Source organism: Streptomyces achromogenes (assembly GCF_030816715.1).
In the GTDB taxonomy this organism is placed as follows: Bacteria; Actinomycetota; Actinomycetes; order Streptomycetales; family Streptomycetaceae; genus Streptomyces; species Streptomyces achromogenes_A.
This window is the reverse complement of record NZ_JAUSYH010000001.1, coordinates 2,876,112-2,898,303: the sequence shown is the minus strand read 5'-3', so window position 1 is coordinate 2,898,303 and position 22,192 is coordinate 2,876,112. Positions and strand designations below refer to the sequence as shown.

Genomic DNA, 22,192 nt, shown 5'->3' with positions numbered 1-22,192 from the left:
TCGCCTCAGGCGCCCAGCGGGTCCAGGGTCAGCGGTTCGATCTTGCCCTCCAGCATCGCGCCCAGGCCCTGGGCGGCGCAGATGTCGGGGCGTTCGGCGATGTGCACCGGCATCCCGGTGGCCTGCCGCAGCATCTGGTCGAAGCCGGGCAGCAGAGCGGAGCCGCCGACCATCATGATCCCGCGGTCGGCGAGGTCGGCCACCAGGTCGGGCGGGCACTCCCGCAGCACCCTGCCGATGCCGTCCAGGACCGCGGTCAAAGGGGTCTCGATGGCGTCGCGGACCGCCGCGGTGTCGACCTGCACGGAACGGGCGAGGCCCGTCGCGACGTCCCGTCCGTGGATCTCGGTGGACGCGGGGCCCTGCGGGGTGAGGCCGTTGCCGGAGAGGGCGAGCTGCAGCGGCCGTACGGACTGGCTGGGCAGCATCAACTCGTGTTCGTGGCGAAGATGCTGGACGATCGCGTGGTCCACGGCCTCGCCGCCGACCGGGATGCGCTCGGCGGTCACGATCGAGCCGAGGGAGAGGACGGCGACCTGGGTCGCGGCGGCCCCGCACACCATGATCATGGTGGCCTCGGGCCGCTCGACCGGCAGCCCGCAGCCCACGGCGGCGGCGATGAGGGTGTCGACCAGCTCGACGCGCCGGGATCCGAGGCCCACCAGGGTCTCGATCGCGGCACGCTGGGCGAGCGGGTCGGCGTCGTGCGGGGTGCAGGCGGCGGCCCGCAGGAACGGCTTGCGGCGCAGCTGACGGCGGATCTTGTCACCGATGAGATGGCGCAGCATGCGCTGCGCCATCTCGATGTCGACGACCGTGCCGCCGGAGACCGGGCGCACCACACGGATGTAGTGCGGGGTGCGCCCGGTCATCTTCTCGGCGAACTCGCCGACCGCGATCAGCGCGCCGGTGCGGGTGTTCACGGCGGCGGCGGACGGCTGGTCGACGACCAGCCCGGCACCCTTCACATAGACCCGCGTCCGCGCCGCTCCCAGGTCGACGGCGAAGTGGCAGCGGCGCAGCTGCTCCAGACTGGCGGTCATGGCAGGTCCTCCCGAGAGCACAGACCGTGGGGGCCGCCGGTCGGCAGGCCTCCCTACGCATCGTGCGGGCGCGCGGAGGGGGCCGCCTTTTCAGGTGGGCCGGGCGGGGCGCGGCTGAATGGGGGTTGTTCCGCACACCCCGCGTGGGGAGGAGGCGAGGGGCCGCCGCCTGCCGCCTGCCGCCTGCCGCCTGCCGCCTGCCGCCCCGCCGCCCGCCGCCGGCTGCGGGCCGGGCCCCGGGTTGCGCCCGCAGCCCGCTGCCGGAGGCGGGCCGGGCCCCGGGGCTGCGCACGGGCCCTGGGGCCCGCGCTGCCTCGCCCCTGCAACCCCTGCGGCCCCAGCGCCGCGCCGCGCCGCATGGCGCCTCCCCCTGCCCCCTGCCCCCTGCCTTTGTGCCTCGCCCCCGCCCCCGGCCCCGGCCCCCGTGCTCGTGCCTGTTCTGTCAGTCGAAGATGCCCTGGCCCGGGACCAGGATTCCCCGCGGGTCGTAGGTGCACTTGGCCGACTGCAGGCCTGCCCACGCCGGCCCGAAGTGGGCCTGCCAGTCCGCGGGGGTGAGGGGGATGCTGCCGACGGGGTAATGCGTGCCACCGGCCGCGGCGACCGTGTCGTAGGCGGAGCGGTTGACCGCCAGGAGGCGGTCGACGGCGGTCGTGTCGTCGGGCGCGGCCGCGCTCAGGATGTCGAAGAGGTACGACATCTCGTCGTCGGAGGTGCGCAGCAGCGGGGTGGTGAGGCGGTCGCGCAGCAGGGGGTAGAAGAGGATGACGGCACCGGGGCCGACGTCCGCCGGGGTGAGCCCGTTCAGCACCTGCGCGCCGAGCGCCGCGGCGGAGGCGCCGGGGAGCATCAGGTTCAGCCACGGGTGGGCGAAGCCCCAGATGCCCGCCTCCTTCATGGCCGCGATGACGGGGGCGAGGCGGTCGAGGAAGTCGTAGTAGGGCTGGTCGGCGATCTGCACGGTGGCCGGGTCGTGGCGCAGGCCGCGCAGCAGAGCCGCGTCGTCGGGGGCGGGGCCGACCGGCGGGCCGTAGGCCACCGCCTCCAGGACGTGGACGCCGAACGTGCCGGCGGCGTCCGCGTGGACCTGGCCCTCGACGTAGTCGAAGCGGCCCTCCCGGACGAGGACGCGCTGGTCGTCGAGGAAGGTCGCCAGGTCGCCGTAGGTCAGCTGGTAGCGGCGGACCGTCGTGGGCGCGGGCACCAGGCGCAGTGTGGCCTCGACGATGACGGCGCACTGGCCGAGGCCGGCCAGGACGGCACGGAAGAGGTCGGCCCGCCGGGAAGGTGAGCAGCGCACCAGCTCGCCCGCGCCGGTGACGACCTGCAGTTCCGTCACGTTGTCGACCTGGGCGCCGACCCGGTGGGCCTGGCCGCCGAGGCCGCCCACGGACAGCGTGCCGCCGACGGAGAGCTCGAGGTAGTCGGTGAACACGGGAGGGGTCAGGCCCTGGGCGAGGGTGGCCCGGGCGACCGCGCTCCACTTGGCGCCGGCGCCCACGGTGACCGTCCTGGACGCCGTGTTCACGGAGCCGATGCCCGAGAGCGGGGCGGTCTCGATGACGAGGCCGCCCTCGGCCTGCGCCTGGCCGAACGGGGAGTGCCCCTGGCCGCGCGGCGCGACCGGCAGCCGGTGGTCGTTGCAGAAGCGAACCATGGCGACGACGTCGCGCACCGAGCCCGGGCGCAGGACCGCCGCCGGGCGGCGGTGCACGATGTGCCCGTAGTCGTCGGCGGCGGCGGTGAGCGACGAGGCGTCCGTGAGGAGCGTTCCGTCCAGCCGCGGGACCTTGGCGAGGGTCGTGGACGTCGCCGACGCGGAGGAGGCGGTCTCGGACTCGGCGGCGGTCGCGGCCCAGGAGCGGGACGCGGTGTCGAAGGCGGCCACTGCCGCTCCGGTGACCGTGAGTCCGCGCAGAACGGTACGTCGGGACGGTGTGCGGGGCATGCGCAATTCCACCTCTCGATCTTCATGAAATCTTCAAAACCCCGACAGCCTAAGCCAGTTCACCGCGTTCCGGTGGTCCGCCCGCGCCCGTCCGGCGGCGGGTTCCCGATCCGCGCCCCGCCGCGACATGGTGCGGGCGGGCATCTTCCGCGGGGTGACGGGGAAAGCCCGCGTCGGCCGCCTGCCCGCCGGCTGCCCGCCGCCTGTCTGCCGCTTGCCCGCGTCCTGCCTGCCGCTTGCCGATCGGGCGGGCGCTTCCGCGCTGGTCAGGAGCCCGCGGAGGGCGACCAGGTCAGTTTCACGACGAGATGCCCCTCCGCCGTGCCCTTGGCGATGATCGCGCCCGTCTCCGCCGACAGCTTCACGCCGAACTCGATCTCGACGCCGTCGGGTTGCAGCGTCCCGTCCCGGAACACCCGCAGCGCGGACTCGGCGGCCGCGCGCACGCCCTCCAGGGCGCCCTCGAAGGTGCGGGCCGCCTGCACGGTCCCGTCGCCGCGGGCCACCAGCCGGGAACCGGGGCGACCGTCCGCGCCCGCCTCCACGGCGACCACGGTGCCGTCGTCGGTTCTGAACTCCACCAGTCCGTCCACGGTCTCCCCCGTAACCCCTTCGCTTCTCTGCTGCTCTGCTCTGCCCCGTGTCTTCGCCCGTCCGCCCGTCCATCCGGCCCGTGTCGCGGCGCTGTGTGTCTCCATTGTCACGGACGGTGCGCGCGATTGTCCTGCGTTCCGTGTGACTGTTCGGTGCGGATCACCCCGAGCTCCGCCAAGTCCTGTGGCCTCAGGCGTAGTTGGTCCGCCGTCGCGTCCGTCTCCTGCGGGGGCCGCTTCAGGATCGCGGCCGCCGACTCCGGCGCGATGACGGAGAAGTAGCTGTCCGGGGTCGCCCAGGTGCGCCCCGGCGCGGCCAGCGCCAGCGCGCCGCCGGAACCGCCCTCGCCTATCACCAGCGTGGTGAGCGGCGTGCGGGCGGTGGCGACCGCGCCGAACAGGTCCGCGATCGCCGCACCGGCGCCCTGTCGCTCCGCCGCCGCGTCGTTGGCCGCGCCCGGCGTGTCCACCAGGGTCAGCACCGGGATGCCGAGCCGGCCGGCGAGCCGGATCAGCCGGGCGGCCGTGCGATAGCCGGCGGGCCGGGTCGCCGCGCCGGTCTGCGCCGCGTACGCGACCGTACGGCCCCGGTGCAGGCCGAAGCCGCACAGCATCCCCTCCGGGTCGGCGCCGCCGCACCGGTCGCCGGAGATCGCCAGCCGGTCGGTGAAGTAGGCGTCCAAGTAGGCCCGCGCACGGGGCCGTTCCGGTGCGCGGGCCCGCCGCACGGCGTCCCGGCCGGTACGCGGCAGATCCCTCGCCCCGAGGGCGTCCGGCACGGGGGCGGCGGGTTCCGCCGGTCGCCCTGCCGCTTCCGGCGTCCCGCCGGTCAGGAGGCGCAGCCAGCGGCCCAGTACGTCCCGCAGCTCCGTCACGGGCACCACCGCGTCCGCCGCCCCCGCCGCGAGCTGCGCCTCCGCCGTGTAGGCGGCCGGGTCGGCGTCCGGCGGCCGCACCCGTGAGCCGGCGAAGCCGACCTGCGCGCCCGGCAGTGCCAGCACCACGTCGGCGCCTGCGCCCAGGGTGGCCCACCCGCCGCCGGTCGTCGGATCCCGCAGGACCGCGATCTGCGCCAACCCGGCCTCCCGGGTGAGCGCCGACTCGTGTGCCACGCGCTGGAGTTGGGTGAGGGCGAGCATGCCCTCCTGCATCCTGCTGCCGCCGGTGGCGACCAACGGCACGACCGGCAGCCGGTGTTGACGGGCGTACGCGTACGCCGCGACCAGGCGGTCGCCGGTGCGTTCGCCCAGCGAGCCGCCGAGGAAGCCGAACTCGAAGGCGATCAGCACCGCTCGGACGCCCTCGACGCGGGCGACGCCGCAGACCACGGACTCCGACTCGCCGGTGCGCCGGGCGGCACGCTCGCGCGAGGCGTCGTAGCCGGGCCAGCCGAGCGGCCCGTCCGGCCGGGACTCCCGCTCCACGTGCGGGAGTTCGTGGAAACCGTCGGCGACCAGGGCGATGAACTCCCGCGCGCTCGCTCGCCGCGCCGTCATGCCGGCAGCGCCCGCTTCATGATCTTCCCCATGTCGTTGCGGGGCAGGGCGTCCAGGTAGCGGACCGTGCGGGGCCGCTTGTGCGGGGCGAGGCGGCGGGCGACGTGGTCGGCCAACTCACGTTCGTCGGGCGGCGACTGCGGATCGTCGGGCACCACCCAGGCGACGATCCGCTCGCCGAGGTCCGCGTCCGGCTCCCCGGTGACGGCGGCCTCCCGTACCCCGGGATGTTCCAGCAGGGCGTTCTCGATCTCGCCCGCGCCGATCTTGTAGCCGCCGCTCTTGATGAGATCGGTCGCCTTGCGCCCGACGATCCGCACGTATCCGTCGGGGTCGCGGACGGCCACGTCGCCGGTGCGGAACCAGCCGTCGGCGGTGAAGGCGGCGGCGGTCGCGTCCGGCCGGTTCAGGTACGCGGTGAAGAGGTTCGGCCCGCGCACCTGGATCTCGCCGACGCTCTCCCCGTCGTACGCCTCGACGGCCGACCCGTCCTCCTCGACGAGCCGCAGCTCCACCCCCGGCAGCGGCACCCCGACGGTGCCCGCCCTGGCTTCCCCGTCGGCCCGCACGGAGGTGTTCATCAGCGTCTCGGTCATGCCGTACCGCTCGATCACCCGCCGTCCGGTGGCCGCCGCGATCCTCTCGTGGTCGTGCACGGGCAGTGCGGCCGAACCGGACACCAGCAGCCGCGCCCCGGCGAGCGCCCGGGCGAGCCCGGGGTCGGACGGCAGGGCCTCGGCGATGCGGTGGTACATCGTCGGCACCCCGAACAGCATCGTCGCGCCGTCGGTCAGCTCCCGTGCGACGCCGCCCGTGTCGAAGCGTCCGAGGTGCCGGACCGACCCGCCCCGGCGCAGCGGTCCGAGGACCCCCAGCACCAGTCCGTGCACATGGAACAGCGGCAGTCCGTGCACGAGGACGTCCTCGCCGGTCCACTGCCAGGCGTCGGCGAGCGCGTCCAGGGTCGTGGCGATCGCGCGGCGGGGGATGACCGCGCCCTTGGGCGGTCCGGTGGTGCCGGAGGTGTACACGACGAGGGCGGGCTCCTCGTCGTCCGACGGCTCGTCCGACGCCTCGCCGCCCGACGCCTCGCCGCCCAGCGTCGCGCCGCCCAGCGTCGCGCCGGCCGCCGCCCGGCCCGCGTCGCCGCGCTCGTCCACGTCGACGTCGATCCGCGGCAACGCGCGCAACGGCTCGGGCAGTTCGTCGCCGGGGGCCGCCAGCACCGCGCTCGGCGCGCTGTCGGACAGGATGTGCCCGAGCTCCTTCTCGCCCGACTTCGGGTTCAGCGGCACGGCCGCCGCTCCGGCGAGCAGCACGCCGACCACGGCCACGGCGGTCTCCAGGGCGGGCGTGGCCCACACGGCGACCCTTCCGCGCTCCCGTCCTCCCGCGAGCGGGCCCGTCGCCTCCCGCACGCGTCCGCCGACGGCGCGGGCCGCCCCGGCGAGCTGCGCGTAGGACAGGGAACGCTCACCGAACCGCAGGGCGGGGCGGCCGGACGGATCGTTCGTCAGGGCGGGGAAGAGAGGCGACACGGGACGGGCTCCTTGCACGGCTGAGGTGGGCGACAAGCAGCTTCCTACCCCACGCGCCGCGCCCGCACCTCCCCGCGCCGCCCGTTCCACCGCGCCTCGACCGCGCGGCCCACCGCGGCCGGGCGGGTGCGGGGGTCGGCTTGTTAGCCTTCCGAGGATCGGACAGTCGTACGAACAGGGAGTCCGTCGTGGCCCGTATCGCGCTCGTCACCTACGACCCCCGGCCGGAGCCGAGCAAGGACGCCGACTTCCCGGTGCTGCTGAGCGCGCTGCGCGAGGCCGGCGTGGAGGCCGACGGCGTCTTCTGGGACGACGCGGACGTGGACTGGGCCGCGTACGACCTCGTCGTCATCCGCTCCACCTGGGACTACAGCTGGCGCGCGGACGAGTTCGCGGCCTGGACGCGGAAGGTCGAGGCCGTCACCCGGCTGGCCAACCCGGCCGACGTGGTCCGCTGGAACGCCGACAAGCGGTATCTGGGGGAGCTGGCGGCGGCCGGGGTGCCGACCGTGCCGACGCGCTACGTCGCGCCCGGCGAGCCTGCCGGGCTGCCCGAGGGCGGCGAGTACGTGATCAAGCCCGCCTCCGGGGCCGGCGCGCGCTACGCCGCCCGCTACACACCCGACGGCCACGGGACGGCCGTCCGCCACCTCGCGCGGATGCACGCCGAGGGGCTGACGGCGATGGTGCAGCCGTATGTGCGCGGCATCGACGCCGGCGGGGAGCGCGCCCTGCAGTTCTTCGGCGGCCGCCTCCTGCACGCCAGCCGCAAGCGTGCCGTCCTCGCCCCCGGCACCGCCTTCGACGCGGACAAGGTCGCCCACCCCGGTCTGGAGCCCTGGACGCCGTCCCCGGCCGAGCTGGCCGTCGCCGAGCGCGCCCTGGCCGCCGTACCGGACGCGCCCGAACTGCTCTACGCCCGGGTCGACCTGGTGGACGGCGACGACGGGGAGCCGCGGGTGATGGAGCTGGAACTGGTCGAGCCGAACCTCTTCCTGTTCCTGCACCCGCAGTCCCTGCCGCACGTCGTCGCAGGCATCCGGACGGCGGCCGCGGCCGCAGCCGCGACGGTGGCTCCTGCTCAGGCCGCGGCTCCTGCTCCTGCTCCGGACGGCGCGCGGAATCCGGGAGCCGTCAATCCCTGACGGCCGTCCGCTGGAGCAGGCCCCAGGTGAACTCGGCGACGACGTCCTGCCGCCCCCCGCGCCCGTCCGGCGCGGCGAAGGCCAGTCCCCACCGGTTGGGGGCGGTGCCCTCCAGGGGGTGGGCCGGGGAAAAGGCGTGGGCGGCCTCGTCGACCGTGCAGGACCAGGGGGTGAGGTCGGCGAGGGACTGCAGGAACGGCGGCCGTGCCCCCGGGGCGCGGACCAGCCACTCGTTCCAGACCGAGCCGTTCGGAGCGAGCAGCACCTCGAAGCGCAGGTCGGGCCAGAGCGTGAGCGGCCAGAGCCACGCCTCGCAGTCGAGGTCGCCGACGCGCCGGGCTGTTCTCGACTCGGGTTCGCCGAGGACCGAGCGATACCGTGAGAGGGAGCCCCGCGCGTGCGGGGAGTGGACCATCGCCTGCCAGCGCTTGTTGGCCTCCCTCATCTGTGTGAGGGAAACGCCCAGTTCGTGGCGGGCGTTGTCCACCAGATCCGGATTGTGATCGGCCATGCGGCGCAGCAGGACCAGCTGGAAGTCGAGCGGCGTGAACGAGCCCGCGAGGCGTTTCTGGGTCGGCATGCGCCCCATCCTGGCCCACCGCGCGGCTCACGACCATTGCCCGCCGCAACACCTTATGACAGCCTGTGTTCGTCATGCCGATCGCCTGTTGATATCTCGAACGCGGGCACTGAGACTACAGACTAAGGGAGGGGGCCGGTCGTGGGACGCCTTGTACCTGCCGTGACCCGAGCTCTCGACATCCTCGAGCTCTTCCTCGACGGGGACGGTTCGCTCTCCGCCCCCGACATCGTGCGCAAGCTCCAGCTTCCGCGCACCACCGTGCACGAACTTGTGACCACCCTCTCCGCCCGGGCGTACATCGTGCCCGTCCCCGGACAACCCGGACGGTACCGCCTCGGGGTGCGTCCCTACCAGCTCGGCAGCCGCTATGCCGAGCAGCTGGACCTCGCCGCCGAGGGTCAGCAGGTCGCCCGCACCGTCGCCGAAACGTGTGACGAGACGGTGCACGTGGCGATCCTGGAGGGGGCCGACGTCATCTACATCGCGAAGGTCGACTCCACGCACGCGGTCCGGATGGTGTCGGCCGCGGGCCGCCGCCTGCCCGCCCACTGCACCTCCGTCGGCAAGATGCTGCTGGCCTCGCTCCCCGAGCAGGAGCTCACGGCGCGCATCCCCGACGACGCGGACCTCGTGCGGATGACCCCGAACAGCATCACCGAGCCGAAGGCGCTGCGGGCGGCCCTGGCCGAGATCCGGGAGCGGGGCGTCGCGGTCGAGAACCGCGAGTCCAACCCGGACGTCAGCTGCGTGGCCGCCCCGGTGCGCGACCGGACGGGGCAGGTCGTCGCGGCCCTTTCCATCTCCGTCCCCATGATCCGCTGGAGCGAGGAGCGCCGCGCGGGTCTGGAGGCGCTCGCCCTGAAGGGAGCCGGCGAGCTGTCCGAGCTGCTCGGCTACCGGAGCGCGGTGTGACCGGGCGGTACGAGGTGGCCGTGCCGGCCGGGGCGGCCCTCGGCGAGGGGCCGACCTGGGACCCGGCCGCCGGCCGGCTGCTCTGGACGGACATCCTGGGCAGCCGTCTGCACACGTACGACCCCGCCTCCGGCCGCCGCACGGTCCGCACGACCCACCAGCACGTGGGCGCGGTCAAGCCCCGGGCGGGGGGCGGCCTGGTCCTCAACCTCCGGGACGGCGTGGGTCTCCTCGACGCGGACGGAGGCTTCCGCTGGCTGCGCCACGAGCCCGTCCCGGGCCGCCGCGCCAACGACGCGGCCGTGGCTCCGGACGGCTCGCTGTGGGCCGGCACCATGCGCTACGACGAGGCCCCCGGCGGCGGCACCCTGTCCCGCCTCGCCGGCGACGGGTCGGCCGAGGTGATCCTCGACGACGTGGCGGTGAGCAACGGAACGGGCTGGAGCCCGGACGGCACGCTCATGTACTACGTCGACTCGCCGACCCGCCGCGTCGACGTCTTCGACTTCTCGGCGGACGGGCGGGCGTCCGGTCGTCGTCCCTTCGTGGGGATCGAGGACGGGGCCGGGTTCCCCGACGGACTCACCGTCGACGCCGACGGCTGCGTGTGGGTGGCGCTGTGGGACGGGGCCGCGGTACGCCGCTACACCCCCGCGGGCGTCCTGGACCGGCAGATCGACCTGCCCTGCCCACGCGTCACCGCCTGCGCCTTCGGCGGCCCGGACCTCACCGACCTGTACGTCACCACGGCCCGCGTGGGCCTGGACGCCCCCCACCCGACGGCGGGCTCCCTCCTGGTGATCCCGAACGCCGGCCAGGGCCTTCCCCAACCGGCCTTCGCCGGCTGACCGACACCCGCCGGCCGGGAAGGCGTGGGCCCCCGCCGGAAAGGCGCGGCCCCCGCGTGGCTACCGCAGGCCCGCCCGCTGCCGTTCGTCCACCGTCAGCGGGGGGCCGGGCAGGGGCGGCCGGAGGGGCCCGACGACGGCCGCCGCCAGCGTGGAGGGGCTCAGCAGTACCTGCGGGCCGCGTTCCAGGGACGTCACGTCCGTCACCCGGCGGGCCATGCGGCCGTTGCCGGTGGCGGTGAGCATCAGGCGGCCGACGTACGCGGCCACGAGCCGGTCCCGCCGGGTGGGGCCGGTCTCGGTCGCGCCGGGGTAGAACACGTCCTGGCCGACGGCGAGGTCCCACGCGGTCGCGACGGGCCGGGCCACCGCCTTCTGCGCGCGCCGGGACAGCCCCGCCGCACCCCACCCGTGCCGCCGGACGGTGTCGCGCAGGAGCACCGCGCTCTGGGCGGCTACCGCGAGGCCGTGCCCGTAGAGCGGGTTGTACGCGGCGAGGGCGTCGCCGAGCACGACGAAGTTGTCGGGCCAGGCCGGCATCCGCTCGTAGAAGTGCCGGCGATTGACGGTGGACCGGGTGTACGCCACGTCGGACAGCGGCTCGGCCTGTTCGAGGAGTTCCCCGATGACGGGGTGGCGCAGTTCCTCGCGGGCGAAGCGCACGAAGTCGTCGCCGTCGTGGGAGGGTTCGCCACCTCGGGTGCCGTTGAGGGTGACGATCCAGCGGCCGTCCTCGATGGGCAGCAGGAACCCGGCGCGGCCGGGGCCGGCGTCCCGCGGGTCGGGCTGCACGTTGACGATCGGGTACCCGGACCGGGCCGGTTCGGGCGCGAGGTACAGCCGGCTGGCGTAGGCGAGTCCGGAGTCCACCTCGCGCCGTTTTGCGGCGGGCAGCCCGAGCTCCGCCAGCCAGCCCGCCGCCCGCGACCCGCGCCCGCTCGCGTCGACGACCAGGCCAGCCCCGACGACCCGCTCCGCGCCGCCCACCCGCACCCGCACGCCGGTGACCGCGCCCGCGTCCCCCACCAGGCCCAGGGCCTCGGCCCCCGAGCACAGCTCGACCCGCTCGTCGGCCAGCACCCGGGCCCGGACCGTCGCGTCCAGGAGGTCGCGGCCGGCCAGGATCACGTGGTGCGACTCGGGCCAGCGGCGGAACCAGCCGCGCGGGCCGAGGACCACCATGTCCGTCGTGACCGGCGAGCGGCGCGCCCCGGCCGCCCGGAGCGCACCGGTGACGTCCGGCAGCAGGTCCTCCACCGCCCGCACCCCGCCCGACCACAGCATGTGGGCGTGACGTGCCTGGGGCAGCCCCTTGCGAGGTGCGGGGCCGTCGGGCAGCACGTCCCGCTCGATGACGACGACCCGGTCGGCGAGGCCGGTCAGGGCGCGTGCCGCGAGCATGCCCGCATGGGATCCCCCCAGGACTACGGCGGTTCTGGCGGGGTTGGAGGGTTCAGTCATGCGTGGAAGTGCTCTCTGCCGGGGCGGCCGCGAGGGCGCGGACCGCCTGGATGTCGTCGGGGTGGCGCAGGGCCTGGGACACGGCCTGGATCTCCCGCAGGAGATACGTGGTGTCCGGGCCGGAGGAGGAAGGAGCGGAGGCGGGGGGTGCGGCGGACGCGGAAGAGGCAGGCGAAGCGAGGGGAGCCGGGGAGGCGGCAGAGGGGGGAGCCGGGGTTGCGGCCACGGGCCCCGGTGCCGGCGTGGCGGCCGTGAGGGGCCCCGGGGCAGCCGCCGGGAGGGGACCCGGGGTCGCGGCGGGAGCCGGGGACACGGCCTCGGCCCCGGCGTCGCTCCGCGGGGACCGCGCCGCCTCGGGGGCCGTCGGGCGGGGCTGCCGGGCCCGCTCCCGCGCCTCCACGACGTCCAGCAGCGCCACCGCGGCCGCCAGGGCCTGGGCCCGGCCGCGTTCGACGCCGAGGGCGACGGCCGCGTCGTAGGCCCGGGCGCGAAGATCGTCGTCCAGGCGGCGGGCCAGCGGGAGGAGGGCGTCGCGGATGAACGTCTCGCGGCGGATCAGCCGCAGTTCCGGGGTGGCGCGCAGGTCGAAGGGCTCGCGGCCGCCGGCGACGGTCCGCATCAGCCGGGACAGCGGCTGCAGGCTCCGGTGGCGGCGGCGCACCCGCCACCGCTCCTGGAGGTACTGGCCGGCGTGCGGCACGATGAAGCCGATCGCGACGAGCGTGGCGGCGACGCAGGCGGCCGACGGCGCGATGCCGGTGTTCAGCCAGTCCAGGTCGTGCCCGGTCCAACGCGCGCCGACCGCCGTCAGTTTGGCCGCGCTGAACAGCAGGTTCGTCACATAGCCGGCCCCCAGGAAGCGCAGTCCCCAGCGCAGCCACGCGTCGAGGCCGTCGGTGCGGCTCCAGTTCCACACCAGGCGGGCCGTGACCGAGCAGGCCACGGTGTGCGCGACCAGGTAGAGCAGGATCTCCTCGCGCATGAAGGGCGTGTTGGCGTAGTACGTGTCCAGGTCCCGGATCCGCTCCACGGGGACGTCGGCGAGCGCGAACAGCACCCACAGCGCCACCACCACCGCCGCGTAGACGCAGACCACCAGGCGGGTCGTCCGCCGGGTCTGGGCCGAGCGCTCGGTACGGCCGTTGCGCCAGGCGATGATGAGCAGCAGCCAGGACGCGGACAGCGCCGTGAGCAGCGAGTACACCCAGGGCGCGGCGATGTTCGGCACGCCGGTGACCCGGTTGGTCCAGGCGATGGTCTTCGGGGCCGCGAAGACGAACACCGCGCAGCCGAAGACGAGCAGGCCGCCGACCGCGCGCAGCAGCGGGTCCCGCCAGAGCTTGACGATGCTGGGCAGCTTGATGGCGAGGGCCGCGCCCAGCACCACCGTGGGCAGCCAGAAGGAGATGTACAGCCCGTCGTTCACCGCAGCGTCCCCCTGCGTCCGCGGTAGCCGAGGGTGCGCTGGACCGCGGCCGTGTCCGCGGTCCCCGGGGCGGCGGCCGGCCCGTCGGCGAGGTAGCGCCGGAAGCGGGCCGCGAGCCGGTGGCCGAAGTCGTCGGCCTCGGCCTCGTCGTCCTCCCGGGAGCCGTTGCGGGCGGCGAAGGCCAGGGCGGCGGACTCCCAGCCGGAACGGCCCGCCAGGACGCCCGCGGCGACCGTGCCGAGGCCGTGGTGGTGGTGCCGGTGCCCGGCGTGCAGATGCCACAGTTCATGGCCGAGGATGACCAACTGCTGGACGGCTTCGGCCCGTTCCTCGACGATGACCAGGTCGAAGTCCTGGAACTCCACCCAGAGTCCGGTCACGTCGATCTCGTCGGGGAACCGCTCGAAGCGCACCTCCACCGGCCGACCGCCACGCCGCTCGGACAGCTCCTCGCACAGCGCCCGGCACAACTCCCGTACCCCTCGGGGCCGTTCGGTGCGCGCCCGCAGCGCGGCGGAGAGATCGCCGGTCAGCTCGCGCATGGCCGGGCCGGTCCTCGCGCGCCGCAGCGCCGAGGCGATCCGGGCCGCCGTCCCGCGCGCGCCCGCGACGTCCATCGGCTCCCCCTTCCGGCCGCCCGGCGACGGCCGGTCCGAGACTACGCGGCTGGTTGTGTCCGCGTCACGAGAAGTCGTTGCACGGTCAAGGACAGAAAGCGCTGTCAGAAGTCACGCCGAAGGCATTGACGAGCGGCCGTTTGGAAATCTACGGTCCGTTCGAAGTAGCGATCACATTCCGGCATGTCGAACCGAGCGGCCCACCGGCCCACCAGGCCGCGACGCGACGGAGGAGGTCCGGGGAGGGCCGGCCGCCCGGGCGTCGGGGCGAGACCGAACCCGAAAGGCCAAGATGAGCACCGCCCGCTTCACCCTCGACCCCGCCTTCACCGTCGGCGAGGTCGCCCCCCGCCTCTTCGGCAGCTTCGTGGAACACCTCGGCCGCTGCGTCTACACCGGCCTCTACGAACCCGGCCACCCCACCGCGGACGCCGAGGGCCTGCGCACCGACGTACTGGACCTCGTCCGCGAACTCGGCGTCACCGCCGTCCGCTACCCCGGCGGCAACTTCGTCTCCGGCTACAAGTGGGAGGACTCCGTCGGCCCGGCCGCGGAGCGTCCTCACCGCCTGGACCTGGCCTGGCACTCGACGGAGACGAACCGCTTCGGCCTCTCCGAGTACATCGGCTTCCTCCGCAAGATCGGCCCGCAGGCGGAGCCGATGATGGCGGTCAACCTCGGCACGCGCGGCGTCGCCGAGGCCCTGGAGCTCCAGGAGTACGCCAACCACCCCTCCGGCACGGCCCTCTCCGACCTCCGCGCCGCCCACGGCGACAAGGAGCCGTTCGGGATCAGGCTGTGGTGCCTGGGCAACGAGATGGATGGCCCCTGGCAGACCGGCCACAAGACGGCCGAGGAGTACGGCCGCGTCGCCGCCGAGACCGCCCGCGCCATGCGCCAGCTGGACCCGCGCGTCGAACTCGTCGCCTGCGGCTCCTCCAGCCAGTCCATGCCGACGTTCGCCGAGTGGGAGGCGACGGTCCTCGCCGAGACGTACGACCTCGTCGACTACATCTCGCTGCACGCCTACTACTGGCCCGAGGACGGCGACATCGACTCCTTCCTCGCCTCCGCCGTCGACATGGAGTCCTTCATCGACAACGTCGTGGCGACCGCCGACCACGTCGGCGCGCGGCTCAAGTCGAAGAAGCGGATCAACCTCTCCTTCGACGAGTGGAACGTCTGGTATCTGCGCGAGTGGGAGGAGCACGCGAAGGGCCTCGAGCAGGGGGACTGGCCGCAGGCCCCGCGCCTGCTGGAGGACAACTACAGCGTCACCGACGCCGTCGTCTTCGGCTCGCTCCTCATCGCGCTGCTGCGGCACGCCGACCGGGTGACGGTCGCCTGCCTCGCCCAGCTCGTCAACGTCATCGCGCCGATCCTCACCGAGCCGGGCGGCCCGGCCTGGCGGCAGACGACGTTCTTTCCGTTCGCGCAGGCGTCCCGGTACGGCCGCGGCACCGTCCTCGACGTGCGGGTGGACTCGCCGACGTACGAGACGCGCAAGCACGGCACGACGGACCTGCTGCACGCCACCGCGGTCCGCGCGGAGGACGGCACGGTCACCGTCTTCGCCGTCAACCGCGGTCGCACCGACGCGCTGCCGCTCCAGGTCGCCCTGCACGGGCTGGAGCTGACCTCGGTCGTTGAGCACAGCGTGCTCGCGGACGCCGACCCGGACGCCCGCAACACCCTCGCCGACCCCGAGCGGGTCGCCCCGCACCCGGCCGAGGGCACCGCGCTGACGGACGGCACACTGACGGCGACGCTGGAGCCGCTGTCGTGGAACGTGATCCGGCTGGCGTAGGCCCGTCCGCCGCAGGGACGGGGTCGGCGGCGGGCACGGCCGGCCGCTGACCTCACAATGGACGTATGAGGATCTCGGCAAGAGCGGACTACGCGGTGCGGGCGGTGCTGGAGCTCGCCGTGCGGCAGGGCGGCGACCCGGTGAAGGCGGAGGCGATCGCCGCCGAGCAGGACATCCCGCACAAGTTCCTCGAGGGGATCCTCGGCGACCTGCGGCGCGGCGGCATCGTCGACAGCCGGCGCGGCGGCGGCGGAGGCTACCGGCTGGCCCGCGACCCGGCGGCGATCACCGTCGCGGACGTCATCCGGGCGGTGGACGGCCCGATCGTGTCCGTGCGCGGCGAACGCCCGACGGGACTGTCGTACACGGGGACCGCGCAGCCCCTGCTGCCGCTGTGGATCGCGCTGCGGGCCAACGTGCGCCGCATCCTGGAGGGCGTCACGATCGCCGACATCGCCGCCGACGCGCTGCCGGCCCCGGTGAAGGAGCTGGCGGCTGAACCGGCGGCCTGGGAGAACCCGTGAGCGTGGTGGTCCGGGGCCGGGTTCTGCTCTGAGAGGTACGGAAATCCGTGGCCCCGGGCTGTCCGGATCCCGCCGTGGACGCAACGGTCAACTCCCGTTGTTTCCAGGCGAGTTCGGGCATCCCGGTGGTGGTGTGAACGGGACTGGGTGAATGGCCGGAGTTCTACCTGGCCGCGTCTCAATGGCCTCCCTACGATGCGATCGCCCCCCAGTTCTTCACAGGAACTCCACAGGTTTTCCGTTGGACCAAGGAGAGTGACCATGGCAAGTGGGCTGCTTCTGGGCGGCGCTGTCGCCGCTCTGATCACCGCGGCGGTTCCCGCGCACAACTCGTCCCCCGTGTTCGACAACCCGCCGCCGGACAAGATCGTCATCGACGTCGCCACGGTGAACGGCTCCGGCTGTCCCGCGGGCACGGCCGCCGTCGCCGTGTCCGAGGACAACACCGCCTTCACCGTGACCTACAGCGACTACCTGGCCCAGGTCGGCGGGGGCTCCAACCCCACGGCCTTCCGCAAGAACTGCCAGCTCAACCTGGTCGTCCACGTCCCCTCGGGCTTCACGTACGCGATCGCCAAGGCGGACTACCGCGGCTACGCCTCACTCCAGTCCGGCGCGAGCGCCGTGCAGCGGGCCTCGTACTACTTCCAGGGGTCGTCGCAGACGGTGTTCAAGAACCACAACTTCTCCGGCTCCTACAACGACAACTGGCAGGCCACCGACACCACCGACTGGGCCCAACTGGTCTGGGCCCCCTGCGGAGTCCAGCGCAACTTCAACATCAACACCGAACTCCGCGTCAACGCCGGCTCGTCCTCGCCGAGCAAGGTCAGCTTCATGACGATGGACTCGACCGACGGCGACCTCAGCACCGTCTACCACATGGCCTGGCAGCAGTGCCCGGCGAAGTGAGCGGTCCGCGACCCTAGGGTCACTTCGCCGCGTGGGCCACGAACCCGGCCCACGCGGCGGGGGAGAGAGCGAGCTCGGACCGCTCGACCTTGGAGTCACGGACATGGATTTTGCGCGAGGCAGGCGGCGACCTCGACACACTCGCCGGAGCCGCTGCTGCTGTGGCTGCTTTTGAACCATGTCAGTTCGGAGGTGCTCACAGGTCTCCTCGCATCCGCTGCAACAGGCTCACGGAGTCCTCGTGGGAGAGGGCCTCAGCAACGCGATGGGCCCGCGCAGCCCGGCGTGTGACTTCTGGACTATCGGCACGATCCGGATCGTGACATGACGCAAGCTCGTTGTCTCCGGCCGGTGGAAGTCCGGTCCGTAGCATCACGCAAAGCCTGCGGCGTCGTTAGCCACACGGGTCGGTACACCTAGTTGATGCCCCGGCGGCGGAGAATTTCCAGTCGCTGTCCGGCTGAGAAGGCACGTGCGATACTGCCGCAGACTGCTGGGCCGGCGGCCACACACTTGGTTCCGTAGTGCACCCCGACGGTGATCACGACCAGGATGAACACGTACGCGGGCGTATCCTTTAGCCGTCCCGTCTGGACTCCGGCACCGATCGTGGCGATGATCACGGCGTAGAGCAACATCGTCCACCACCACTGCTCATAACCACGAGCGAAGCGACGGCTCGCGTCAGGTGTGGTCGACAGGAAGTCCTCGGACTTCTGCAGGAGATCATTCGCTGTCGACCAAGTGGCCCAATTGCTCAGCGCGACAGCCACGGCACCTCCCGTACAGGTCCAGGGCCACACCCAGTACCAATCGGGGCTGAAAGTGGAGAGCACGGTCGTCGGAACCGCCACCAAAGCCATGGAGCGCATCGCGATCTCGGTACAGCGGGCGCGAAGACCCGGTATCCCACGCGTCGTCACCCGGGCAAGGACCGTCTGGTAGAACTTGGCCGCCACCAGCCCTTGGGACAGGGCGATGACTTTGGCGTAGAGCTCGGACCCGGTGGGTAACCCGTCCGCCTCACCGACGGCGATGTCCCCCGCGGTGGCCAAGGCGGTCTTGGACACGATGAACCACCACGCCAGTGAGGACAGCGCCGTGAAGAACAGCAGGTATCTGTCATGGGGCCCCCGGAACGCGGATTCGTCACGCCACTGTCGCCACTGCTCGAACTGGGTGGAGAACTCGCGTGAGGTGGGAGCCATACGGGATGCCAGGTGCTTGAAGGATTTCTCCTCAGCCACCGGTTCCTGATGGACGAGTTCGAAACAGAAGGCCAGCCGCCGGCGGAGGACGTCATAGGCAAGGCCCTGTGCGTGGGGCACGGCGAGCAGCCGACACTCGGGACGTTCTTCTATCAGATCCTCCAGCAGACGCCCCAGATTGGGGCTGGTGGACCAGATGATCTCTGGTGTCCGCCCGTCACGCGGTGGTGCGCCGGCCAGGATCTGCATGAGGATGATGCCGAGGGAGTAGACGTCGGCGGTCTTCGATGCCTTCTTGCTGTTTTTGATCTCGGGAGCGACGTAAACGGCGTCGTCGTGTTCGGCGATTCCTACTTGCCGGCTGTAAAGGTGATTGATGCCCAGGTCGATGAGCTTCGCGTTGCCCTGTGGGTCGATGATGACGTTGTTGGGCGACAAGTCGAGATGCTGGCGCTGGGGATCTGCGTCGACGACAGGCGTCCGGCAGGCGAGTTCGTGCAGGGCCGTGGTGATTTTGTGCGCCACGTCCTCCGCCATGGCGATCCTGGCGGCCATGATCGGAGACCCTGCCTCGAACTCGGCGAGGATCTCTCCGAGGGTCCTTCCCTCCTGGAAGGGCATCAGCACCCACTGCCCGGAGGAGGCCGTGGGTTTGACCACTTGCTGTGAAACGGATTGGTCGCCGTAGCGCTGGGCGTACTGGTCGGTTGCCCGGGAAATGGCGGCCAGCTTGTTCCAGGGAAACAGGACGCACTTGACGGCCAACGGGCTGCGGGAACCCGCTTCGTTGTCCGGAACCCGTTTCATGCCTCGCAGAATGAACGAAGTGGTCCCTGCCTTGTGGTAACGCAGGCTCGAAAAGTCCACGAGCGACCAGAAGGCCGCTTCATCGGGGCTGATGGCCGGATGCCCGAGAGGGCCGTAGACCAGCTCGATCGCCCGGCCGATCGCCGGGGCGGGGAACAACGACTCGGCATAGAGATCGGCGAGGCGCTGCTTCTCGGCATCGGGTGACTCGAAACGCCGGGTCAGGAGAGTCACGTTGAGGCTGATCAGTGAGACGAACCCGATGACAGGTGCCGTAGGCCCGTCCGGTTCGTCCAACAGGCGTCGGCGCGCCGCACGGCAGGCTTCGGAGAATTTGCTGTTGTCCGTTCTCTCGAAATCGTAGTCGGTGATGTGGTCCAGAATTTCTCGGAGGATGGCCACAGTCGCGGCCGTCATCACCGACTCGTCGACGGTTTCCACGAGGCGGCGCCTACCTTCTGGCGTTGTGCGGCCATTCAGTTCCGCCAGCAGCACATCAGCAAAGGCTTCGTCCGGCATCGCGCTCACAGCACCCCCGTGTTTCCCGTCTTCGACCTGCCCTGTCCGCATGCGTACGACTCGCGGGAGGGGCCCCTGTCCCCGCCCGGGCCGCGGGCCTTCCCCCATGCGGAAGTGACGTCCCTGAGAGAACCACAACTTCTCCGGCTCCTACAACGACAACTGGCAGGCCACCGACACCACCGACTGGGCCCAACTGGTCTGGGCCCCCTGCGGAGTCCAGCGCAACTTCAACATCAACACCGAACTCCGCGTAAACGCCGGATCGTCCTCGCCGAGCAAGGTCGGCTTCATGACGATGGACTCGACCGACGGCGACCTCAGCACCGTCAACCACATGGCCTGGCAGCAGTGCCCGGCTGAGTAGGCGGAGAAAGGGTCGCCCGGCTCTTTCCGGAGGGGGCGGCCCCGACGCTCATCTCCCCGCGTAGGCGATGAAGTCGGTCCACGCGGTGGGGGACAGAGCGAGTTGCAGGCCTGCCTTGTCCTTGGAGGCACGGACATGGATTTGCGCGAGGCAGGCGGCGACCTCGACATCACCCCCGTCGCCACCGCCGCTGTAGCTGCTCCTGCTCGCCGCCCGCTGGGAGGTACTGGACGGTGGCCCGGCACCCGGCAAGACGGTGCGAGCGGAAGTCGACGTCCCCAACTGGCGGACCCTGGCGAAGAGGTCGCCGGTCTCCTGGGCGAGCATGGAGCCTCGGTCCGCCACGGCGGCGGGCGGAGGGGCGTGGGGCATGGATCGCGGTCGCGGTGCGGTGGTCGTCGGCGGGGGCATCGGCGGGCTGGCCGCCGCGATCGGGCTGCGCCGGATCGGCTGGGACGTGACGGTCCTCGAACGCGCGCCCGCCTTCGCCGACGTGGGCGCGGGCATCTCCCTGCACGCCAACGGAGTGCGGGCGCTGGACGCGCTGGGCGTCGGCGAGGCGATCCGCACCGTCGTGCGCCCGCTGTACACGGGCGGCACCCTCACCCCCGACGGCCGCCTGCTGTCCCGGATGGACGGCGCGGCCCTCGAGCGCCGGCTCGGCGCGCCGGTCGGCGGTGTCCTGCGCGCCGACCTGCACCGCGTCCTGCGCGAGGCGCTGCCCGCGGGATGCGTGAAGACCGGGGTGGAGGTGACCGGCGTCGACGGCGCGGGCGGGGACGCCGATCTCGTCGTGGCCGCCGACGGTGTCGACAGCCGGCTGCGCGCGGAGCTGTTCCCGGGGCATCCGGGGGCGGTCCACAGCGGCTCGACGGTCCTGCGGGCCATCACCGCGCGTCCGCTCCGCGACCTGCCCGCCGACCTGGAGCTGACCTGGGGCGCGGGGGCCGAGTTCGGGCACATCCTGTTCGCCGACGGGCGGGCCGAGTGGCACGCGGTACTCACCGCACCGCCGGGCGTCCGCCACCCCGATCCCCTCGCCGAGATGCGCCGGCGCTTCCACGGCTGGCATGACCCCGTCCCGGCGCTCCTGGCCGCGACCCGGCCGCAGGACGTCCTGCACCACGACATCAGCGAACTGCTCACCCCGCTCCCCACGTTCACCGTCGGCCGGGTCGCGCTCCTCGGCGACGCGGCGCATGCGATGACCCCGAACCTCGGCCAGGGGGCCAGTCAGGCGCTGGAGGACGCGGCCGTGCTCGCCTCCTGCCTCGCGGCCGAGCCCACCACCGCGTCCGCGCTGCGCCGCTACGACGCCGTAAGGCGACCGCGCAGCCAGTCCGTGGCCCGCGCCGCCCGGCAGGCCGGCCGGATGGGCCACCGGCTGACGCATCCCGCCGCCATCGCGCTGCGCGACGCCGCTCTGCGGCTGGTGCCGTCCGCGCTGATGCTGCGCGTCGCCCTCCGGCACGCCGACTGGACGCCACCGCACCTCGGGTGACGTCCGGTCGGACGGGGTGATCACATGGCGGGCGTCAGCGCTCCACCCCGAGGGTGAGCGTTCCCGCGTAGCCGGACGAGGTCGAGCTGCCCAGCGCCGTCAGGGTGAGCAGGCCGGAAGCGGCCCCTCCGTCGTCGTAGACGGAGTCCTGGGCGAGGGTCGTGCGGGTGACCCTGTTGGTGGAGTACGGGGAGACCCGCGCGACGGCGGTCGTGATCGTCTCGTCGAAGAAGAGCTGGCCGGTGTGCAGTTCCTGACCGCCGCTGAAGGAGCCGTCCGCGGTCAGCGTGACGTTCGTGTGCACCTTGACGTGGATGTGGACGCAGCGCCCGCGGTACCAGCCGGGGTAGACCGTGGTGATCGAGGCGACGCCGGACGCGTTCGTCAGGACGCCGCCGCGCAGGAAAGTGCCGCTGTCCGGCTCGGTGTGGCCGTTGTTGCCGACGAAGCCGGAGTACTCGCCGAGGGCGTCGGCGTGCCAGAGCTCCACCAGCGCGTTGCCGAGCGGGACACAGGTGTCGTCGTCGACGACCGTGAGGGTGAGCTTCAGGGGGATGCCCGCCTTGCCTTCGGTGATGTCGGCGCGGACGTACTGTCCGTCCAGGTAGTAGGGGCCTTCGGTCATCTCCTTGGTGAGGGTGCAGACGGCCGCGGCGGCGACGGGGGCGGTGTCGGCCGCTTCGGCGGTGGGGGCCTCACGCCTGGGGACGGCTCCCACGGCGAGGGCCGCCGCGGTCGCGCCCGTGGCGACCAGCACGGTGCGGCGTCCGACAGAGGTACGTGCGTCTGAGGTGTCTGTCATGGGCACGGCACCATAGGAACGGTTTCTGTCCGGACGCTGTCAGTTGGGCAAACCGGCGGAACGTCAAGGGCCTTGCAGGACAGGGCGGGATGCCCGGGGTCGCCCTCATGGGCCCGGAATGCGGAGGCCGTCGTG

Annotated in this window: 19 protein-coding genes and 2 pseudogenes; 8 read left to right on the top strand and 13 right to left on the bottom strand. The window is 72.8% G+C overall.

Annotation, left to right across the window (positions count from 1 at the left end; genetic code table 11):
• Positions 1 to 5: 5 nt before the first annotated feature.
• From QF032_RS13115 to QF032_RS13095, 5 genes are all read right to left on the bottom strand, one after another.
• Entirely contained in the window at positions 6 to 1,043 is a 1,038-nt protein-coding gene (locus QF032_RS13115; RefSeq protein WP_256912005.1) for a rod shape-determining protein, read from the bottom strand.
• A gap of 442 nt (positions 1,044 to 1,485) precedes the next feature.
• Complete coding sequence (locus tag QF032_RS13110; protein WP_307056055.1) at positions 1,486 to 2,991, bottom strand: FAD-binding protein; 1,506 nt, start codon at positions 2,989 to 2,991, stop codon at positions 1,486 to 1,488.
• Between the two features lie 266 nt (positions 2,992 to 3,257).
• Entirely contained in the window at positions 3,258 to 3,584 is a 327-nt protein-coding gene (locus QF032_RS13105) for a CU044_2847 family protein (protein WP_307042522.1), read from the bottom strand.
• 107 nt (positions 3,585 to 3,691) lie between these two features.
• A complete protein-coding gene (locus tag QF032_RS13100; protein ID WP_307042520.1) occupies positions 3,692 to 5,080 on the bottom strand; it encodes a carboxyl transferase domain-containing protein in 1,389 nt (462 codons plus the stop codon).
• Complete coding sequence (locus QF032_RS13095) at positions 5,077 to 6,618, bottom strand: acyl-CoA synthetase (RefSeq protein WP_307056054.1); 1,542 nt, start codon at positions 6,616 to 6,618, stop codon at positions 5,077 to 5,079. Before QF032_RS13095 ends, QF032_RS13100 begins: the two co-directional genes overlap by 4 nt.
• 188 nt (positions 6,619 to 6,806) lie before the next feature.
• On the opposite strand from QF032_RS13095, the gene QF032_RS13090 reads away from it, so the two are divergent.
• The gene (locus tag QF032_RS13090) at positions 6,807 to 7,763 is read left to right on the top strand and encodes an ATP-grasp domain-containing protein (RefSeq protein ID WP_307056053.1); all 957 of its coding nucleotides are present in this window, start codon (positions 6,807 to 6,809) and stop codon (positions 7,761 to 7,763) included.
• On the opposite strand, the gene QF032_RS13085 is transcribed toward QF032_RS13090, so the two are convergent.
• Positions 7,753 to 8,352, bottom strand: coding sequence for a hypothetical protein (locus QF032_RS13085; RefSeq protein ID WP_307042514.1), 600 nt, complete (start codon positions 8,350 to 8,352; stop codon positions 7,753 to 7,755). The genes QF032_RS13090 and QF032_RS13085 overlap by 11 nt on opposite strands.
• 132 nt (positions 8,353 to 8,484) lie before the next feature.
• Here QF032_RS13085 and QF032_RS13080 point away from each other — a divergent pair, with 132 nt between their 5' ends.
• Together QF032_RS13080 and QF032_RS13075 are read left to right on the top strand one after the other, a co-directional pair.
• Positions 8,485 to 9,258 carry an IclR family transcriptional regulator gene (locus tag QF032_RS13080; protein ID WP_306952674.1) on the top strand — a complete coding sequence of 258 codons (774 nt, stop codon included), beginning with the start codon at positions 8,485 to 8,487 and terminating at the stop codon, positions 9,256 to 9,258.
• On the top strand, positions 9,255 to 10,106 hold the full coding sequence (locus QF032_RS13075; protein ID WP_306952675.1) for an SMP-30/gluconolactonase/LRE family protein: 852 nt from the start codon (positions 9,255 to 9,257) through the stop codon (positions 10,104 to 10,106). The genes QF032_RS13080 and QF032_RS13075 overlap by 4 nt, the downstream gene beginning before the upstream one ends.
• A 60-nt stretch (positions 10,107 to 10,166) precedes the next feature.
• Here QF032_RS13075 and QF032_RS13070 read toward each other — a convergent pair whose 3' ends face one another.
• Genes QF032_RS13070 through QF032_RS13060 form a run of 3 tightly spaced genes read right to left on the bottom strand, consistent with a single transcriptional unit; the run spans position 10,167 to position 13,610 of the window.
• Positions 10,167 to 11,507, bottom strand: a complete 1,341-nt coding sequence (locus QF032_RS13070; RefSeq protein ID WP_307056052.1) for an NAD(P)/FAD-dependent oxidoreductase — start codon at positions 11,505 to 11,507, stop codon at positions 10,167 to 10,169.
• A gap of 52 nt (positions 11,508 to 11,559) precedes the next feature.
• Entirely contained in the window at positions 11,560 to 12,993 is a 1,434-nt protein-coding gene (locus QF032_RS13065; RefSeq protein WP_307042510.1) for an MAB_1171c family putative transporter, read from the bottom strand.
• Positions 12,990 to 13,610 (bottom strand): toxin-antitoxin system, toxin component family protein, encoded by a 621-nt coding sequence (locus QF032_RS13060; protein ID WP_306952678.1) that lies wholly within the window; start codon positions 13,608 to 13,610, stop codon positions 12,990 to 12,992. Before QF032_RS13060 ends, QF032_RS13065 begins: the two co-directional genes overlap by 4 nt.
• 292 nt (positions 13,611 to 13,902) lie before the next feature.
• Between QF032_RS13060 and arfA the strand changes: the two genes are divergently transcribed.
• The 3 genes from arfA (at position 13,903) to QF032_RS13045 (ending at position 16,853) form a co-directional block, all read left to right on the top strand.
• The gene (arfA, locus tag QF032_RS13055) at positions 13,903 to 15,417 is read left to right on the top strand and encodes an arabinosylfuranosidase ArfA (RefSeq protein ID WP_307042509.1); all 1,515 of its coding nucleotides are present in this window, start codon (positions 13,903 to 13,905) and stop codon (positions 15,415 to 15,417) included.
• Between the two features lie 65 nt (positions 15,418 to 15,482).
• Positions 15,483 to 15,941: an RrF2 family transcriptional regulator gene (locus QF032_RS13050; protein ID WP_107444117.1), complete on the top strand. Its 459-nt coding sequence runs from the start codon at positions 15,483 to 15,485 to the stop codon at positions 15,939 to 15,941.
• Positions 15,942 to 16,202: 261 nt separating this feature from the next.
• Entirely contained in the window at positions 16,203 to 16,853 is a 651-nt protein-coding gene (locus tag QF032_RS13045) for a DUF4360 domain-containing protein (RefSeq protein ID WP_306952681.1), read from the top strand.
• 19 nt (positions 16,854 to 16,872) lie between these two features.
• On the opposite strand, the pseudogene QF032_RS13040 reads toward QF032_RS13045, so the two are convergent.
• A pseudogene (locus QF032_RS13040) lies at positions 16,873 to 17,053 on the bottom strand (DUF397 domain-containing protein).
• A 216-nt stretch (positions 17,054 to 17,269) separates the two neighbouring features.
• Positions 17,270 to 19,387: a protein kinase domain-containing protein gene (locus QF032_RS13035; RefSeq protein WP_307056051.1), complete on the bottom strand. Its 2,118-nt coding sequence runs from the start codon at positions 19,385 to 19,387 to the stop codon at positions 17,270 to 17,272.
• A gap of 127 nt (positions 19,388 to 19,514) precedes the next feature.
• Here QF032_RS13035 and QF032_RS13030 point away from each other — a divergent pair.
• A pseudogene (locus tag QF032_RS13030) lies at positions 19,515 to 19,754 on the top strand (DUF4360 domain-containing protein); the annotation flags it as partial.
• Between the two features lie 48 nt (positions 19,755 to 19,802).
• Here the strand turns inward: QF032_RS13030 and QF032_RS13025 are convergent.
• Complete coding sequence (locus QF032_RS13025) at positions 19,803 to 20,081, bottom strand: DUF397 domain-containing protein (RefSeq protein WP_307056050.1); 279 nt, start codon at positions 20,079 to 20,081, stop codon at positions 19,803 to 19,805.
• Between the two features lie 43 nt (positions 20,082 to 20,124).
• Here QF032_RS13025 and QF032_RS13020 point away from each other — a divergent pair, with 43 nt between their 5' ends.
• The gene (locus tag QF032_RS13020) at positions 20,125 to 21,255 is read left to right on the top strand and encodes an FAD-dependent monooxygenase (RefSeq protein WP_307056049.1); all 1,131 of its coding nucleotides are present in this window, start codon (positions 20,125 to 20,127) and stop codon (positions 21,253 to 21,255) included.
• A gap of 34 nt (positions 21,256 to 21,289) precedes the next feature.
• On the opposite strand, the gene QF032_RS13015 is transcribed toward QF032_RS13020, so the two are convergent.
• Positions 21,290 to 22,057 carry an intradiol ring-cleavage dioxygenase gene (locus tag QF032_RS13015; protein ID WP_307056048.1) on the bottom strand — a complete coding sequence of 256 codons (768 nt, stop codon included), beginning with the start codon at positions 22,055 to 22,057 and terminating at the stop codon, positions 21,290 to 21,292.
• Positions 22,058 to 22,192: the final 135 nt, after the last annotated feature.

Coding starts and splice junctions, on each gene's coding strand:
- QF032_RS13115 (WP_256912005.1), bottom strand. CDS start 1,043: ATGACCGCCAGTCTGGAGCAGCTGCGCCGCTGCCACTTCGCCGTCGAC.
- QF032_RS13110 (WP_307056055.1), bottom strand. CDS start 2,991: ATGCCCCGCACACCGTCCCGACGTACCGTTCTGCGCGGACTCACGGTC.
- QF032_RS13100 (WP_307042520.1), bottom strand. CDS start 5,080: ATGACGGCGCGGCGAGCGAGCGCGCGGGAGTTCATCGCCCTGGTCGCC.
- QF032_RS13085 (WP_307042514.1), bottom strand. CDS start 8,352: ATGGGGCGCATGCCGACCCAGAAACGCCTCGCGGGCTCGTTCACGCCG.
- QF032_RS13070 (WP_307056052.1), bottom strand. CDS start 11,507: ATGCTCGCGGCACGCGCCCTGACCGGCCTCGCCGACCGGGTCGTCGTC.
- QF032_RS13060 (WP_306952678.1), bottom strand. CDS start 13,610: ATGGACGTCGCGGGCGCGCGCGGGACGGCGGCCCGGATCGCCTCGGCG.
- arfA (WP_307042509.1), top strand. CDS start 13,903: ATGAGCACCGCCCGCTTCACCCTCGACCCCGCCTTCACCGTCGGCGAG.
- QF032_RS13050 (WP_107444117.1), top strand. CDS start 15,483: ATGAGGATCTCGGCAAGAGCGGACTACGCGGTGCGGGCGGTGCTGGAG.
- QF032_RS13045 (WP_306952681.1), top strand. CDS start 16,203: ATGGCAAGTGGGCTGCTTCTGGGCGGCGCTGTCGCCGCTCTGATCACC.
- QF032_RS13035 (WP_307056051.1), bottom strand. CDS start 19,387: ATGCCGGACGAAGCCTTTGCTGATGTGCTGCTGGCGGAACTGAATGGC.
- QF032_RS13025 (WP_307056050.1), bottom strand. CDS start 20,081: ATGCTCGCCCAGGAGACCGGCGACCTCTTCGCCAGGGTCCGCCAGTTG.
- QF032_RS13020 (WP_307056049.1), top strand. CDS start 20,125: ATGGATCGCGGTCGCGGTGCGGTGGTCGTCGGCGGGGGCATCGGCGGG.
- QF032_RS13015 (WP_307056048.1), bottom strand. CDS start 22,057: ATGACAGACACCTCAGACGCACGTACCTCTGTCGGACGCCGCACCGTG.